Here is a 15,329-nt window from a genome sequence, read left to right as displayed (position 1 = left end):
GGGCGGGGGTGGCCGGCCTCTTTCGGTATCGCCGGGGAACCGGTGCCGTTTTCGGTGCGTTGGAGCATCATGGAGGCATTCGGTCTCCGGCGCCGGGGGAGGTGTTCCGTGTCATACCCGACACCGTGGCAGGGGCAGTGGCAGGGACCGCACCAGCCGTCGCCAGGACAGCCAGGGGCGTCCATGCTGGCCGCGACCGCGGACCGGGAGCGGGCGGTGGACGTGCTCCGGGCGGGCTTCGCCGAGGGGCGGCTGCGGGAGGACGAGCTGGAGAAGCGGGTCGCCCGGGCCTACGACGCCCGTACGGTGGGCGAGTTGATGCTGCTGGTCGCCGATCTGCCCCAGGGCCCGCAGGCCACCGCGGTCGTGCAGGCACCGCAGATGGGATTCCGGCCGGTGCCGCCGACGTTCCTGCCGCGCCCGGTGCCGCCGACGAACGGCAAGGCGGTCGGCTCGCTGGTCTGCGGCCTGCTCATCGTGCCGACGCTGGGCCTCACCGGCATTCCCGCGGTGATTCTCGGCCACACCGCCCGCGCGGAGATACAGCGGACCGACGAGGGCGGCGACGGACTCGCGCTGACCGGACTGGTCTTCGGGTGGCTCGCCATCTCGGGCTGGGTCCTGATGCTGCTGCTCATGATCGCGGCCGCCGCGAGCTCCCCCTGAGAGCTCCGCGCCGTAGATCCGAGGCCAGTCCTCCGCGCCGTAGATTCGAAGATCGCGGAGGGTGCGTGGCTTCGGCATGTTCCGTGCCGAGCCGTGGGCGGCACCCATTTGTTTTGACCGCAGCGAATGCGGTAGGTACGCTCCTACCTTGTGCCTGGGGTGTGCCCTGGCTCCCGTGCGTGCCTTGAACCGCACTAAGGGAGCCGACACCGGCCACCGCGATCCGCGCCCCTTTTGCTCACCGGCGAAAGTCTGCAGGATCCGACACACCCGACCGCGTGGGTCGGCGATGTTCCAGGTTAGCTTCACCATCGGCACACAGAAACCGGAGAAGTAGTGCCTACGATCCAGCAGCTGGTCCGGAAGGGCCGGCAGGACAAGGTCGAGAAGAACAAGACGCCCGCACTCGAGGGTTCGCCCCAGCGTCGTGGCGTCTGCACGCGTGTGTTCACGACCACCCCGAAGAAGCCGAACTCGGCCCTGCGTAAGGTCGCGCGTGTGCGTCTGACCAGCGGGATCGAAGTCACCGCTTACATTCCGGGTGAGGGACACAACCTGCAGGAGCACTCCATCGTGCTCGTGCGTGGCGGTCGTGTGAAGGACCTGCCCGGTGTTCGCTACAAGATCATCCGCGGTTCGCTTGACACCCAGGGTGTCAAGAACCGCAAGCAGGCCCGCAGCCGCTACGGCGCCAAGAAGGAGAAGTAGAAAATGCCTCGTAAGGGCCCCGCCCCGAAGCGCCCGGTCATCATCGACCCGGTCTACGGTTCTCCTCTTGTCACCTCCCTGATCAACAAGGTGCTGCTGAACGGCAAGCGCTCCACCGCCGAGCGCATCGTGTACGGCGCCATGGAGGGCCTGCGCGAGAAGACCAGCAACGACCCGGTCATCACGCTGAAGCGCGCGCTGGAGAACATCAAGCCCACGCTTGAGGTCAAGTCCCGCCGTGTCGGTGGCGCGACCTACCAGGTGCCGATCGAGGTCAAGCCCGGTCGCGCCAACACCCTCGCGCTGCGCTGGCTGGTCGGTTACTCCCGCGCCCGTCGCGAGAAGACCATGACCGAGCGTCTGCTCAACGAGCTTCTGGACGCTTCGAACGGCCTCGGTGCGGCCGTCAAGAAGCGCGAGGACACCCACAAGATGGCCGAGTCCAACAAGGCCTTCGCGCACTACCGCTGGTAGTCGCAGACCCCATCGAGACCGAGAGAAGACCGAAGCCTTATGGCTACCACTTCACTTGACCTGGCCAGGGTCCGCAACATCGGGATCATGGCCCACATCGACGCGGGCAAGACGACCACCACCGAGCGGATCCTCTTCTACACCGGCGTCAGCTACAAGATCGGTGAAGTCCACGACGGCGCCGCCACGATGGACTGGATGGAGCAGGAGCAGGAGCGTGGCATCACGATCACCTCTGCTGCCACCACCTGTCACTGGCCCCTCGAGGACAACGACTACACGATCAACATCATCGACACCCCGGGGCACGTCGACTTCACCGTCGAGGTGGAGCGTTCGCTGCGCGTCCTCGACGGTGCCGTCACGGTGTTCGACGGTGTCGCCGGTGTCGAGCCGCAGTCCGAGACGGTGTGGCGTCAGGCCGACCGCTACGGCGTGCCGCGCATCTGCTTCGTCAACAAGCTCGACCGGACCGGCGCGGAGTTCCACCGCTGCGTCGACATGATCAAGGACCGCCTCGGTGCGGTGCCGCTGATCATGCAGCTTCCGATCGGTGCCGAGATGGACTTCAAGGGCGTTGTGGACCTGGTCCGCATGAAGGCGCTCGTGTGGTCCGCCGAGGCGGCCAAGGGCGAGATGTACGACGTCGTCGACATCCCGGCCACGCACGCCGAGGCCGCCGAGGAGTACCGCGGCAAGCTGGTCGAGGCCGTCGCGGAGAACGACGACGAGATCATGGAGCTGTTCCTGGAGGGCATCGAGCCCACCGAGGAGCAGCTGTACGCCGCGATCCGTCGCGTCACCATCGCGTCCGGCAAGTCCGACGGCATCACCGTCACCCCGGTGTTCTGTGGCACCGCGTTCAAGAACAAGGGCGTCCAGCCCCTGCTCGACGCGGTCGTGCGCTACCTCCCGACTCCGCTTGACGTCGAGGCCATCGAAGGCCACGACGTGAAGGACCCGGAGCTCGTGATCAAGCGCAAGCCGTCGGTGGACGAGCCGCTGTCAGCGCTCGCGTTCAAGATCATGAGCGACCCGCACCTGGGCAAGCTCACCTTCGTCCGGGTCTACTCGGGCCGCCTGGAGACTGGCACCGCGGTGCTGAACTCCGTCAAGGGCAAGAAGGAGCGCATCGGCAAGATCTACCGCATGCACGCGAACAAGCGTGAGGAGATCGAGGCGGTGGGCGCCGGCGACATCGTCGCCGTCATGGGCCTGAAGCAGACCACCACCGGTGAGACGCTGTGCGACGACAAGCAGCCGGTGATCCTGGAGTCCATGGACTTCCCGGCGCCGGTCATCCAGGTCGCGATCGAGCCCAAGTCCAAGGGTGACCAGGAGAAGCTGGGTGTAGCCATCCAGCGTCTCGCGGAGGAGGACCCCTCCTTCCACGTTCACTCGGACGAGGAGACCGGCCAGACCATCCTCGGCGGTATGGGCGAGCTGCACCTCGAGGTGCTGGTCGACCGTATGAAGCGCGAGTTCCGGGTCGAGGCCAACGTCGGTAAGCCGCAGGTCGCTTACCGTGAGACGATCCGTAAGGCCGTCGAGCGCGTGGACTACACCCACAAGAAGCAGACCGGTGGTACCGGTCAGTTCGCCAAGGTGCAGATCGCGATCGAGCCCATCACCGAGTCCGACGGCCCGGCGTACGAGTTCGTGAACAAGGTCACCGGTGGCCGTATCCCGCGGGAGTACATCCCGTCGGTGGACGCCGGTGCGCAGGAGGCCATGCAGTTCGGCATCCTCGCCGGATACGAGATGACGGGCGTCCGCGTCACGCTTCTCGACGGTGCCTACCACGAGGTCGACTCCTCCGAGCTCGCCTTCAAGATCGCCGGATCGCAGGCCTTCAAGGAGGCCGCGCGCAAGGCGTCCCCCGTGCTCCTCGAACCGATGATGGCCGTAGAGGTCACCACGCCCGAGGACTACATGGGTGAGGTCATCGGCGACATCAACTCCCGCCGTGGCCAGATCCAGGCCATGGAGGAGCGTGCCGGTGCGCGCGTCGTGAAGGGCCTCGTGCCCCTCTCGGAGATGTTCGGCTACGTCGGCGACCTCCGCAGCAAGACCTCGGGTCGCGCAAGCTACTCGATGCAGTTCGACTCCTACGCCGAGGTTCCCCGGAACGTCGCCGAGGAGATCATCGCGAAGGCCAAGGGCGAGTAACACACACCGTTTGCACGCTTTAGGCTTGACACCGACCGCCGGGGTCCGAAGACCGGCAGCGGGACGAGAGATCGTCCCCGGAAACCGGGAGCAGAACCCCGGCGGGCGGCATCCCAGCAAAGATCACCTGGCGCCGATGAGTAAGGCGTACCAGAACCACTCCACAGGAGGACCCAGTGGCGAAGGCGAAGTTCGAGCGGACTAAGCCGCACGTCAACATCGGCACCATCGGTCACATCGACCACGGTAAGACGACCCTCACGGCCGCCATTACCAAGGTGCTGCACGACGCGTACCCGGACCTGAACGAGGCCTCGGCCTTCGACCAGATCGACAAGGCTCCTGAGGAGCGCCAGCGCGGTATCACGATCTCGATCGCGCACGTCGAGTACCAGACCGAGACGCGTCACTACGCCCACGTCGACTGCCCCGGTCACGCGGACTACATCAAGAACATGATCACGGGTGCGGCGCAGATGGACGGCGCCATCCTCGTCGTCGCCGCGACCGACGGCCCGATGCCGCAGACCAAGGAGCACGTGCTCCTGGCCCGCCAGGTCGGCGTTCCGTACATCGTCGTCGCCCTGAACAAGGCCGACATGGTGGACGACGAGGAGATCCTGGAGCTCGTCGAGCTCGAGGTCCGTGAGCTCCTCTCCGAGTACGAGTTCCCGGGCGACGACCTGCCGGTCGTCAAGGTCTCGGCGCTCAAGGCGCTCGAGGGCGACAAGGAGTGGGGCCAGACGGTCCTCGACCTGATGGCCGCCGTCGACGAGTCGATCCCGACCCCCGAGCGTGACGTCGACAAGCCGTTCCTCATGCCCGTCGAGGACGTCTTCACGATCACCGGTCGCGGCACGGTCGTCACCGGCCGTATCGAGCGCGGTGTCCTGAAGGTCAACGAGACCGTTGACCTCATCGGCATCAAGCAGGAGAAGACCACCACCACGGTCACCGGCATCGAGATGTTCCGCAAGCTGCTCGACGAGGGTCGCGCGGGCGAGAACGTCGGCCTCCTCCTCCGCGGCATCAAGCGCGAGGACGTCGAGCGCGGCCAGGTCATCATCAAGCCCGGCTCGGTCACCCCGCACACGGAGTTCGAGGCCCAGGCGTACATCCTGTCCAAGGACGAGGGTGGCCGTCACACGCCGTTCTTCAACAACTACCGTCCCCAGTTCTACTTCCGCACCACGGACGTGACCGGCGTCGTGACCCTCCCCGAGGGCACCGAGATGGTCATGCCGGGCGACAACACTGAGATGACGGTTTCGCTCATCCAGCCCGTCGCCATGGAAGAGGGCCTGAAGTTCGCCATCCGTGAGGGTGGCCGCACGGTGGGCGCCGGCCAGGTCACCAAGATCAACAAGTAGTCTTGATCTGACCCGGTAGCTTTTCCAGAGGGGCCCGTACGACTTCGGTCGTACGGGTCTCTTTGCTGTTCCCGGGTTGCTGTTACGAAACTATTCGGCGCGTACGACCCGTTGTCCCCTCCCTCCACTCGTCCCACCATTTGTCATGCCGCTGAGCAAATTAGGTGTGGAGGGGTGTGCCATGTCTGCGTCCGTCAGTCGAAGAGCCGTTCTGGGTGCGGGAGTTGCCGCGCTGCCGGTGCTGTCGTCGGGGGTGGCGTGGGCGGAAGGCGGGGTCCCGCGGTCCACGGACGCGGGTGCGTACATCTCCTTCTCGCGTACGACGGATGCCTTTCCCCTCGTCGGCGCCCCGGTCGTGGTGGACCCTGACGATCACCCAGGAGTCGTACGGGTGGCCGGAGACTTGAGGGACGACATCGAACGCGTCACCGGCGTACGCCCCGGGAGCGTGCTCGCGCGTGAGGTGGTGCTGGTCGGGACGATCGGGCGCAGCGCGCTGATCGACGGGTTGGTGGCCGCCGGGAAACTGGACGTGTCCGAGGTGCGGGGCCGGTGGGAGACCTCGCTGCAGACGGTGGTCGAGCGGCCGATGCCGGGCGTGGAGCGGGCGTTCGTCGTCGCGGGGAGCGACCCGCGCGGCACGATCTTCGGTGCGTACGACGTGTCGTACGGCATCGGGGTCTCGCCCTGGCACTGGTGGGACGACGTGCCGCCGACGCATCGCGACCAGGTGTGGGTGTTGCCCGGGCGGTACTCGCAGGGGACGCCGGTGGTGAAGTACCGGGGCTTCTTCGTCAACGACGAGAACCCGGCGCTGGGGACGTGGGCGCCGGCGTACTTCGGGCCGGGGAAGGCGCCGGGGTATCCGGGCGGCTTCAACGCGGACTTCTACGGCAAGGTCTTCGAGGTGCTGCTGCGCCTGAAGGGGAACTACCTCTGGCCGGCGGTGTGGGGGCGGGCCTTCGCGGAGGACGACCCGGAGAACCATCGGCGGGCCGCCGCATATGGGGTTGTCATGGGCACGTCGCATGAAGCGCCCATGATGCGGGGCATCGAGGAGTGGAACCGGCATGCGGTGGCCGCCGTCCGGGACTCCTCCGGTGTGATCGTGACGCCGGGCCATGATCCGTACGGCGGGACGGGCGAGTGGTCATACCGGCTCAACTCCCCGGCGATTCGCGCCTATTGGCGGGCCGGGGTGCAGCGGATGGTCGACCAGGGCTTCGAGGGCGTCGTCACGCTCGGCATGCGCGGGAACGGTGACACGAGCCTCCCCGACGGCGACGGCATCGAACTCATGCAGGAGATCATCGCGGCGCAACGGCAGATCATCGAGGAGGTGACGGGGCGGCCGGCGGCGGAGACTCCGCAGGTGTGGACGTTGTACAAGGAGGTGCAGCGGTACTGGGAACGGGGGTTGAGGGCGCCGGACGACGTGACGGTCGTGCTGACGGACGACAACTGGGGGAACGTCCGTAAGCATCCGGATGCGGCCGAGCCGGCGCGTGTGGGGGGCTACGGCCTGTACTACCACTTCGATTACGTGGGCGCCGGGCGGAACTACAAGTGGGTGGACACGGCGAACCTGCGGAACGTGTGGGAGCAGCTGCACGCGGCGTACGCGTACGGGAATCGCGGATTGTGGGTCGCGAATGTGGGTGACCTGAAGGGGAACGAACTGCCGACCGAGTTCTTCCTCAACTACGCCTGGAATCCGGAGGGTTGGGATCTGTCACGGCTGGCCGAGTGGGAACTGCGGTACGCGCGGCAGAACTTCGGGTCGACGGAGGCGCGTGCGATATCCGAAGTCCTGGCGGCATACGGGCAGTTGCAGGCCCGCCGCAAGCCGGAGCTGCTGAACCGGCGGATCACTCTCGCCGACGGCCAGGTGGTCTACGACGATCAGCAGACTCCATTCGCCTTCGGACACCGGGAGTTGGAACGGGTCACGGAGGAGTGGCGCGAGCTGGGTCGACGGGCCGAGCGGATCGGGCGACGGTTGCCGACCGGGGTGCGGGACGCGTGGTTCGAACTCGTCGGGTACGAGGTCCAGGCCACCGCCAACCTGTACGGGCTGCGGTCGGCCGAGTTCACGAACCTGCTCTACGCGGCACAGGGCCGGGCCGCGACGAACGACCTCGCGGATGCGGCGGAGGCGGGCCTGGAGACGGACTTCGCGTTGGCCGACCGCTTCAACTCGGCGGTGGCGGGCGGGAAATGGCGGGGATTCCAGACCCAGCCGCACATCGACTACGGGGATGTGGAGCGGTACGGGCCCAACGCCGGGTGGCAGCAGCCGGAGAGGGACAACGTGGCGTTGCCGGATGTGTTGTTCCCGGCGGTGCGGCGGATTGAGGTGCCGGTGGGGGCGGGGTTGGGGGTGGCGGTGGATGGGTCGGGGGAGCTGTCGTCGGGTGCGGATTTGGGCTTGGGCTCGGGATCGGGTGCGAGTTCGGATTCGGGTTCGGGTGTGAGTTCGGATTCGGATTCGGGCTCGGGTGAGTGGTGGCCGGGGGGTGCGGTGGGGGCGGCCGTACTGCCTGTGTTCAGTCCGTATCAGACGCGGCCGCAGCAGTTCGTCGAGGTGTTCAACCGGGGGCGTACCGCCTTCGATTACCGGATCGAGGTGTCGGTGCCGTGGTTGGCGGTGGATCGGCCGCGGGGGCGGGTCGAGCGGCAGGTGCGGGTGGAGGTGGCGGTGGACTGGGCGCGAGTGCCGGTGCCGGTCGGGCGGGTCGAGGGGGAGCTGACGGTGACCGGTGCGGGGGGATCGGTCACCGTCGCGTGTGTTGCCGAGAGGCCGTCGGGGCGCGGGCTGCGGGGGTTCGTGGAGGCGGGCGGTTACGTGGCGATCGACGGGGAGCACTACGACCGGGCGGTCGGCGGCTGGCGTCGTATCGACGGCATCGGGCGTACCGGGGCAGGGATGACGCCGTGGCCGGTGACGCTGCCTCGGCAGACGCCGGGCCGGGCGGGTTCGCCGCGGCTGGAGTACGAGGTGAGTCTGCTGGCGGCGGGGGAGGTGACGGTGTGGGCGTACCTGTCCCCTCGTAACCCTGCGTTGCCGACGGGCGGTCTGCGCTACGGCGTCTCCCTCGACGCCGGGCCGATCGAGACCGTCGACATCAACATCGGTGCAGATGACGGGCTGTTGAACGCGGTGTGGGCCCGCAACACCTCCGACAACGTCAACGCGACGGCGACGAAACACTCCGTGACGAAGGCAGGGGTCCACCGGTTGAAGTTCTGGATGGTGGACCCGACGGTGGTGCTGCAGCGGCTCGTGATCGACACGGGGGGTCTGCCGGCGCTGTACCTGGGGCCGTTGGAGAGCCGGCGGGTGTAGCGCGCGGCGGAGGGCGGAGGGTTACGGGTGGGTGTGACGGGCGTTTCGGGTGGTGTGCCGGGTGTGTTGGACGTTTCGGGCGTGCCGAGTGTGCCGGGGGTTTCGGCGCGGAAGGACCTGGCTTCCTCGCCGGGTGAGAAGCGGGCGGCGGCGAGGGCGATCGAGGATCACATCGAGCCCGGCACGCGTGCGGCGGGGCGGTGGGCGGACGACGAAAACGGTGCCGCTGTGCGGGAGTTCGCCGCGAAGGACGGGGACGGCTGGGTCACTTCGGCCGCCCTGAAGAAGGCGCACGGGGCGTGGGCGGACCAGGTGAAGAACCTGATGGACCGGTTGGGCGCGGAGAAGGACGCGTTGCGGAGTGGGAACGCGGTGCTGACGAGTACGGATCTGGCGGTGGGGTCGACGTTGCGACAGCAGTCCTCGCTGGACACGTACTGAGGTCGTCGATTTACCGGAATAATCAGGGCTATTGGTTCTATTGGGGCAACTGGGCACATGCCGACGTATCACGAGATCATGACCACCGACCTCGCCGCGCTGACTACGGCGGCTGAGCGCTGGGACGGCATGGCGGGCGAGTTCGAGAAGCAGGAGACGGCGTACCGGCGGGATGTGCACGGCATCTCCATGGGCACGACGTGGACCGGGCTAAGCGCCGACGCGGCGAACGCCCGCTTCGAGATCACACTCAAGGAGTTCCAGTACGCGCAGACGGAGGCCAAGGGAATCGCGGCGCTGCTGCGGGACGCGCACGACCGGTTCGTGGAGCTGCGGGGCCGGGTGGTGGCGGCGCGGTGGGACGCCGTCCGGGCGGGCATGCGGGTCTCGGAGTCGGGGGTGGTGAGCCCGAGTTCGGACCAGCCGGACACCCCGGGCGATCCCCAGGCCGTACAGCCGTGGCAGGACCGGATCACCAAGGCGGTACGCGATGTGACGGACGCGGACACGGGCGTCCGGGTCGCGCTGGCAGGTGTCGTGGTCGACTCCGAACTGCTGGCCGGCGGACGGGGGTTCAACGGCAGGGCGATGGGTGACATCGAACAGTACGAGGCCGAGGAGACGGAGAGGTACCTGCGAAAGTTGAGCAGGGGCGGGACCTTGACGGACATTCAACTCGCCGAACTGCAACGGTCGTTCCGCGACAACAGCGAGGACGAGGGGTTCTCGCATACGGTCCTGGACGACCTCGGCCCCACCGGCACGATCAAGCTCACGAACGAGCTGAACGACCGCATCCACGTCCAGGGCGGCGCCGGTGCGGGGGCGTACTCGGCGATCGAGACGGGCCTGGCGAACACCCTCGCCACGGCCACGAAGCACACGAAGTCGAAGTGGTACGGGAAGTGGCGCACCGACCTGCGCCGCGCGGGCCTTGAGCACTACGCCACCGACGCCCAGGGCCTCCACCTGGACAAGGCCCTCGGCTACCAGTCACTGGTCACGCTGATGCAGAAGGGCCACGGCTACGCCCCGGGGATGGTCGAGGACCTCACCAACGACATGATCGCGGCGGAGAAGAAACACCCCGGGATCTGGCAGGTGAAGGGCACCTACGCCGGGGCGCGCGGCGGTTGGTTCGCCAACGACCCCGTCGACGGCATGCTCGGCATCATGAGCCGCGATCCGGCGGAGGCGGCGCGGTATCTCCATTCCGACGCCCACATGAAATACCTCATGAAAGACCGCGACTGGAATGTCACCCTGAATGACGAGGGCGTTTCGAAGGGCGGCCGCTATGTACCCCGGTTGGACGGGGACGACCGTGCGGGATTCGGGGCGGCGTTGCAGGCGGGGGCCACGGGGATCGATCCTGCGGATCCGAAGGGGGTTCGGGTGGGGGATCGGGCGACGAATGATGCGGTGTTCAGGTCGGCGCTCACGTATTTGGCGGACAGCGGGGATGAGTTTCCGCCGTCTTTGCGGCTGCCGATGGCTAATGTTCTGGTCAATCATGGGGATACGGTGCATGCATCCATGAGCGAGGTCGCCATCAAAAAGTCACCCTTGGACCAGCATCAACTCTTCGAGGTCGTGAAGCAGGTGTCCAAGGACGAGGGTGCGTACGGGACGCTGAACGGTGGGATGAACCAGGCCATGGTGTCAGCCATTCATAGCGATCACTCGAACTCGGGCGATTCCCTGAGTCGGGTAGGCCACACAGTTGGCTTTCTTGAGGAGGCGCGAGTTCAGGCTGCTGGGGATCCGAAGGTTGCGGCGTTCGAGAGCAAGCCGCTCTTCGACAAGGCGATCAGCTATATTCCTGTGGTTAGTGGTGACGTGCAGATGGGGTTTGACTATGTGACGGGCCAGTGGCTGGCTGATGAACAGAAGCGGTTGGATGACAAGGAGGGGGATGATAACTTTCAAGCGTATTCTAAGAGGAATGGCCAATTGATGGCCCTCGCGGATGAGTGGAGCAGAACACATGGTGCGGGCGGTTCGGAATTCGAAAGGCAGACGCAGGTCAATCGATCTGCAAATGAAGGAGTCGTCCACGCGAATGGTGTGTCTGGAGAGCGCCCGGAGTGAAAGAATGTATTCGATCTGGGGTTCTGGCGGCGCTCTCGTTGGCCCTTGCTGTACCCCTGGCCTCCTGTACTGATCCGGCAGACCGTAGCCTTCCGAAGGCTATTTGTGGCTCCCATATCGATCCTGATCTCGCTCGCCCCCTTGTGCCGTCAGTCAAGGGCTTGCATGAGTTCAACCGGGTTGATCGTAGTGAAGCGAAATCCGCTCCCTGTGTACTTCTGTCGGAGCGTGACCCTGTACTCTATTTCAACTTCTACTGGACTGTTGATTCGCCGGACCTTGAGCAGCTGATCAAAGGAGATGGCTCAGCTCTGGACATCGTGGAGCCGCGCAGCGTCCAATCTTCTGACGAGGCTGTGGTCGGAAACAACGGTGCGATTTCGACAGCTCTGTGTAGGGCCAGCGGTGCTCGGCACTTCACGCTGACACTCAAATTGTCCCAGGTCAGTCCGACGGACAGGACCCACCGCAAGGACATCGAGAAGTTCATGCGGGCCTACTTCCCGGCGACAGTCAAGACCTTGGGATGCAGGTGACGTTGCCGGAATGAGTACGTGCGCTCATGTGCCGCCCCGCGCCCTGCAGTTGGCTGTGTGCATGTCGATCACACAGGGCACTTCGGTACGCGGTGCATGGGTCGGACCGCTGATTGCGACGGTCCTCACCCTTCCCTCCGCCCTCGTCGCGTACATCATCGGCGGCCTCTCACCCATGGCCTGCGACGCCTGCGACGGAGCGGAGGCCGAGCGCTTCACCCGGAGGTTCGACACCGCCTTCACGTTCCTTCAGGTGGGGGTTCTGGCCTCCGTCGCACTGTTGCTGGTCAGTTGGGGCCTGCCGCAGACCGAGGGGAACGTCGCCCGGCGCCGTGTGTTCGCCGTCCTCGCGCCCGGCACGGTCCTGCTCTCGGTGATGAAGACGTGGAAGGGCTCAGCATCCGAAGAAGGTGCGCGAGCTGAAGCAACTGGAGGACCGGGCGGTTGAGGTGTTGCTGTACAGCAACCACAACATCCACGGGTTGTTGCAGACGGCCGAGCATGCCAAGGCGCTCTTCGAGATGAGGCAGCCTGCGGACTCACCGGTTGCGGTGGAACGGGAGACCGCAGCGCGCATGCCCCGGAAAACGATCTTCGAGCGCGGGCCCGCTCCGACACTCAGCTTTGTGCAGGAACAGGTGACGCTGGAACGCCCCTACGGGGGGAGGGCGGTGGTGCACCGACAACTTGAACACCTGCTGGAACTGGCGCAGTTGCGAAACGTCACCTTCCAGATCATGCCGACCGATCGGGAAGTGCACGCTGGAACACAGGGCCTGATCGAAGTGCTGAAGTTCGCCGACGACACGGGGGTTGGGCGTGCCGACGGTGCGTTCATTGCTCGTCCCGTTTCAAACCCTGGGATCTTCGTAACCTTGGACTGCGCTATGGGATGACCCGGGCGCAGGCGCTCCGCCAAGGGAGTCGCTGGCCTTCATCGAGCAAGCGCTGGGGGCAATATGAACGCTGCGGAACTCCGCTGGTTCAAGAACAACTACAGCAGCAGCTGCGAGTCCGGCGACTGCGTCGAGACAGCCACCACGCCGCACACCATCCACGTCCGCGACTCCAAGAACATCTCCGGCCCGAGTCTCGCGCTCACGCAGGAAGCCTGCGGCGACTTCGTCTCGTACGCATCAGGAAGTTCCTTGAGCTGAGCGCTCCTCCTCGATCTCTGCCGCCTGTTCCGCCAGGTACGCCCGTGCCGCCGCCTCCTGGTCCATACGTTCGCCGGGGGAGAGGCTGTCGTACTCGCGGAAGCCCCGAACCATGCGATCACCCAGTGCTTCCGCGTACGCGGGGACCCGGGCGGCCTCGCGCAGGCCCGTCCGGCCGCTGAGGACCTCGCGGGCCATCTCGCGCAGCGGGTCGTCGGGGGCACGGTCGTCGGCGAGTTTCTGAAGGGCCTTGCGAAGCGACCGGGCACGGGCCTGGTCGCCGCCGGTGATGTTCATCAAGTCCGCGTCGCCGATGCGTAGTTCGTCGGACATGCGCGTCCTCCTTGTAGCGTGAGGGCGGTTGTCGGGTGCTGGGCGCGGTGTCAGATCGACGGGCTCGGATGGTCGTACTCGCCGATCTTCGTGAATTCGGAGATCGTTCCGTAGAGGGCCGCGCCGATGGTCTCCACTACACCGACGGTGCCGTTCACGATGCCCTGGACGTTGCCGAGGGCCTGGGTGGCCTGGCCCCACAGGCGGAGCATGTTGGCGATCTCCAGTGCCGCGAGGCCGTAGCCCACCGCCGCGCCGACGCCGGTCCACGACAGTGTGGTCCCGGCCGCCATCTCGACGGCCGTGATCAACAGGCCATCGATGATGCCGCTCAGGTAGCCGTTGACGGCCTCGGCCGTCGAGTAGGCGGAGTGGGCCAGGTGGTCGTACTCCGTCCTCAGCTTGTCGAACTCGCCCCTGATCTCTTCGAGTTTCGCCGCGCAGGTGTGGAAGTACGTGTACGCCGCGTCGGCGGCACGGCCGTCCCATGCCAGGTCGAGCGTCTTGTTGCCGGACCTGATGTTGCCGGAGACCGCCTCGACGGCCTGGCCCAACTGGCCCCAGACATCGCCGCACTTGGCGAACGACTCCCAGTCGCCGGCGAACCACTTGATCGCTTCGTCGAGCGGATTGAAGCCGAAGACCGCGCTGTACGCCTCCGTCAGCCAGTACGTCGGGCTCATCAGATCGCCGCAGCTGTTGAACGTGTCGAGGATCGGGCCCTGGGCGTACTCGTCCGGGGCGGACGGGGCCCTGAGCAGAGCTGTCGGTTCGATGACATCGGTGAAGTCGGACATGGGGTTACTCGGCCGGGCGCTCGACGACGGGGTAGGTCGCGTCGACGCGCGCCGCCACGGCCAGGTCCGTGTGCGCGTAGTACTTCTTGTTGCGCTCCAGCTCCGAACTTGCCGCCCCCAGGACCTCCCACAGCCTGTCCATCGCCAGGTTGACCGTCTTCACCGTCGCCGTGTGGGTGGTCAGGAAGAGGTTCAGCAGGCCCTGGTCCGAGGCGTCGACGCCGGTGTACCTGGTGCAGTGGGTCTTGAAATCCGCCGCGTCGAGCGCCGCGCGGCCGACCTGACGTGCGTATCCACTGAGGGCCCAAGGGCTCACCCTGAGGTTCATACAAAGCCTTCCGTGCTCGCGGCCATGTTGCCGCTTCTGTCAACTCCCGTAGGGGTGCCAGCGTTTCGCGATTCGCCGGAAGAAACCGGAAGGAATGAGCGAACGGGGCGATCTGTGTCAGTAGAGTGCCCGCCGTGACGAACTACGGGAGTCGGGCAAATAATCAGAACGGGGTCGGCCTCGACGACAGCACAGTTGCGCGGGCCGCAGTCGACGACCGTGGTCGGAGTCTGTTCTCCGGCCTCACCTGCTTCTGTGCGGTCCTGCTCGCTGTCGGCTCGCTGTCGGTTCTCGGTCGGAGCGTGGCAGGCCGGGGGGAAGCGCTCGGCGGGCTTCAGGTGGCCACGGCCGTCATGGGGCTCGTGGTGGACGCGGCCGTGGTCTGGCTGGTGGTCCGGGCCCGGCGAGCCCAGAGCTGGGCGCCGCTGCTCGTCGCGTGCGGGATCTGCTTGGGCTGGATGGCCGTCATGGCCCTCGCGGGGAGGTTCTAGGCCCTGCCGCGGGCCATGTCACAGGCGCGGGATGTGGTGCGCGCGTGTGTCGCGTTGTCGTCGCTCTCCTGCGCCCTGATCCGCCGGACAGGCCCCAGCCGCGGAGTGCCCGGCAGGCGTGCGTCGGACTCGTGGCGGTGCTGATGGGCATGACCTGCGCGGAATGATCGTGCTCGGCCTCGCGGGTGCCTCGCTCCGGCGCTGGGAAGCCCTCCGCGGCTGTGTTTGACCTCCGTCACTCCACGGGTAATCTCTACGCCCCGATTGGCCAGCCCCCCGCCCCATATGGCAGACTGTCGGAGTTGCTCGGTCGAGTGTTGATGCTGCGCGCCTCCCGTCGGGAGGACCGGAAGCGAGTCCCACGGTACTCGTCGTCCCAACTGCCTTACGGCAGCGCTGGGGCGGACGTACGGGAATCTTTC

General features: G+C 66.4%; 15 protein-coding genes and 1 pseudogene. 13 read left to right on the top strand and 3 right to left on the bottom strand.

What is annotated here, in order from left to right; all coding sequences use genetic code 11:
* The first annotated feature begins 108 nt into the window (after positions 1-108).
* From ACFWP5_RS28200 to ACFWP5_RS28145, 12 genes and pseudogenes are all read left to right on the top strand, one after another.
* On the top strand, positions 109-666 hold the full coding sequence (locus ACFWP5_RS28200) for a DUF1707 and DUF4190 domain-containing protein (RefSeq protein WP_384162253.1): 558 nt from the start codon (positions 109-111) through the stop codon (positions 664-666).
* A 336-nt stretch (positions 667-1,002) separates the two neighbouring features.
* On the top strand, positions 1,003-1,374 hold the full coding sequence (gene rpsL, locus ACFWP5_RS28195; RefSeq protein WP_003948652.1) for a 30S ribosomal protein S12: 372 nt from the start codon (positions 1,003-1,005) through the stop codon (positions 1,372-1,374).
* Between the two features lie 3 nt (positions 1,375-1,377).
* On the top strand, positions 1,378-1,848 hold the full coding sequence (gene rpsG, locus ACFWP5_RS28190) for a 30S ribosomal protein S7 (RefSeq protein WP_005481264.1): 471 nt from the start codon (positions 1,378-1,380) through the stop codon (positions 1,846-1,848).
* A 39-nt stretch (positions 1,849-1,887) separates the two neighbouring features.
* Positions 1,888-4,017: an elongation factor G gene (gene fusA, locus ACFWP5_RS28185; protein ID WP_384162250.1), complete on the top strand. Its 2,130-nt coding sequence runs from the start codon at positions 1,888-1,890 to the stop codon at positions 4,015-4,017.
* A gap of 176 nt (positions 4,018-4,193) precedes the next feature.
* Positions 4,194-5,387 (top strand): elongation factor Tu, encoded by a 1,194-nt coding sequence (tuf, locus tag ACFWP5_RS28180; protein ID WP_327401929.1) that lies wholly within the window; start codon positions 4,194-4,196, stop codon positions 5,385-5,387.
* A gap of 181 nt (positions 5,388-5,568) precedes the next feature.
* Positions 5,569-8,733, top strand: a complete 3,165-nt coding sequence (locus tag ACFWP5_RS28175; RefSeq protein ID WP_384162247.1) for a glycosyl hydrolase 115 family protein — start codon at positions 5,569-5,571, stop codon at positions 8,731-8,733.
* 81 nt (positions 8,734-8,814) lie between these two features.
* Positions 8,815-9,174, top strand: a complete 360-nt coding sequence (locus tag ACFWP5_RS28170; protein WP_384162244.1) for a hypothetical protein — start codon at positions 8,815-8,817, stop codon at positions 9,172-9,174.
* Positions 9,175-9,252: 78 nt separating this feature from the next.
* Complete coding sequence (locus ACFWP5_RS28165) at positions 9,253-11,265, top strand: hypothetical protein (RefSeq protein ID WP_384162241.1); 2,013 nt, start codon at positions 9,253-9,255, stop codon at positions 11,263-11,265.
* Positions 11,266-11,426: 161 nt separating this feature from the next.
* Positions 11,427-11,801, top strand: coding sequence for a hypothetical protein (locus tag ACFWP5_RS28160; protein ID WP_384162238.1), 375 nt, complete (start codon positions 11,427-11,429; stop codon positions 11,799-11,801).
* A 61-nt stretch (positions 11,802-11,862) separates the two neighbouring features.
* On the top strand, positions 11,863-12,249 hold the full coding sequence (locus ACFWP5_RS28155) for a hypothetical protein (protein WP_384162235.1): 387 nt from the start codon (positions 11,863-11,865) through the stop codon (positions 12,247-12,249).
* A pseudogene (locus ACFWP5_RS28150) lies at positions 12,197-12,764 on the top strand (DUF5753 domain-containing protein); the annotation flags it as partial. The gene ACFWP5_RS28155 and the pseudogene ACFWP5_RS28150, both read left to right, overlap by 53 nt.
* On the top strand, positions 12,761-12,958 hold the full coding sequence (locus ACFWP5_RS28145; protein ID WP_384162232.1) for a DUF397 domain-containing protein: 198 nt from the start codon (positions 12,761-12,763) through the stop codon (positions 12,956-12,958). The pseudogene ACFWP5_RS28150 and the gene ACFWP5_RS28145, both read left to right, overlap by 4 nt.
* Here ACFWP5_RS28145 and ACFWP5_RS28140 read toward each other — a convergent pair.
* The 3 genes from ACFWP5_RS28140 to ACFWP5_RS28130 are packed head-to-tail and all read right to left on the bottom strand — an operon-like array spanning position 12,938 to position 14,416.
* Positions 12,938-13,291: a hypothetical protein gene (locus tag ACFWP5_RS28140; protein WP_384162229.1), complete on the bottom strand. Its 354-nt coding sequence runs from the start codon at positions 13,289-13,291 to the stop codon at positions 12,938-12,940. The two genes, ACFWP5_RS28145 and ACFWP5_RS28140, sit on opposite strands and share 21 nt — an antisense overlap.
* A 50-nt stretch (positions 13,292-13,341) precedes the next feature.
* Complete coding sequence (locus ACFWP5_RS28135) at positions 13,342-14,088, bottom strand: hypothetical protein (RefSeq protein WP_384162226.1); 747 nt, start codon at positions 14,086-14,088, stop codon at positions 13,342-13,344.
* Between the two features lie 4 nt (positions 14,089-14,092).
* The gene (locus tag ACFWP5_RS28130; RefSeq protein ID WP_384162224.1) at positions 14,093-14,416 is read right to left on the bottom strand and encodes a hypothetical protein; all 324 of its coding nucleotides are present in this window, start codon (positions 14,414-14,416) and stop codon (positions 14,093-14,095) included.
* Between the two features lie 134 nt (positions 14,417-14,550).
* Between ACFWP5_RS28130 and ACFWP5_RS28125 the strand changes: the two genes are divergently transcribed.
* Complete coding sequence (locus ACFWP5_RS28125) at positions 14,551-14,907, top strand: hypothetical protein (protein ID WP_384162221.1); 357 nt, start codon at positions 14,551-14,553, stop codon at positions 14,905-14,907.
* The last annotated feature ends 422 nt before the right edge of the window (positions 14,908-15,329 follow it).

It is taken from the genome of Streptomyces sp. NPDC058469 (assembly GCF_042721125.1).
Taxonomy (GTDB): Bacteria; Actinomycetota; Actinomycetes; order Streptomycetales; family Streptomycetaceae; genus Streptomyces.
This window is presented reverse-complemented; position numbering and strand designations above follow the sequence as displayed.

Bases quoted from the DNA above. Each gene is read 5' to 3' on its own strand.
- ACFWP5_RS28155 (WP_384162235.1), top strand. From the start codon at position 11,863: ATGTCGATCACACAGGGCACTTCGGTACGCGGTGCATGGGTCGGACCG.
- rpsG (WP_005481264.1), top strand. From the start codon at position 1,378: ATGCCTCGTAAGGGCCCCGCCCCGAAGCGCCCGGTCATCATCGACCCG.
- ACFWP5_RS28165 (WP_384162241.1), top strand. From the start codon at position 9,253: ATGACCACCGACCTCGCCGCGCTGACTACGGCGGCTGAGCGCTGGGAC.
- ACFWP5_RS28135 (WP_384162226.1), bottom strand. From the start codon at position 14,088: ATGTCCGACTTCACCGATGTCATCGAACCGACAGCTCTGCTCAGGGCC.
- ACFWP5_RS28175 (WP_384162247.1), top strand. From the start codon at position 5,569: ATGTCTGCGTCCGTCAGTCGAAGAGCCGTTCTGGGTGCGGGAGTTGCC.
- ACFWP5_RS28140 (WP_384162229.1), bottom strand. From the start codon at position 13,291: ATGTCCGACGAACTACGCATCGGCGACGCGGACTTGATGAACATCACC.
- ACFWP5_RS28145 (WP_384162232.1), top strand. From the start codon at position 12,761: ATGAACGCTGCGGAACTCCGCTGGTTCAAGAACAACTACAGCAGCAGC.
- fusA (WP_384162250.1), top strand. From the start codon at position 1,888: ATGGCTACCACTTCACTTGACCTGGCCAGGGTCCGCAACATCGGGATC.
- ACFWP5_RS28130 (WP_384162224.1), bottom strand. From the start codon at position 14,416: ATGAACCTCAGGGTGAGCCCTTGGGCCCTCAGTGGATACGCACGTCAG.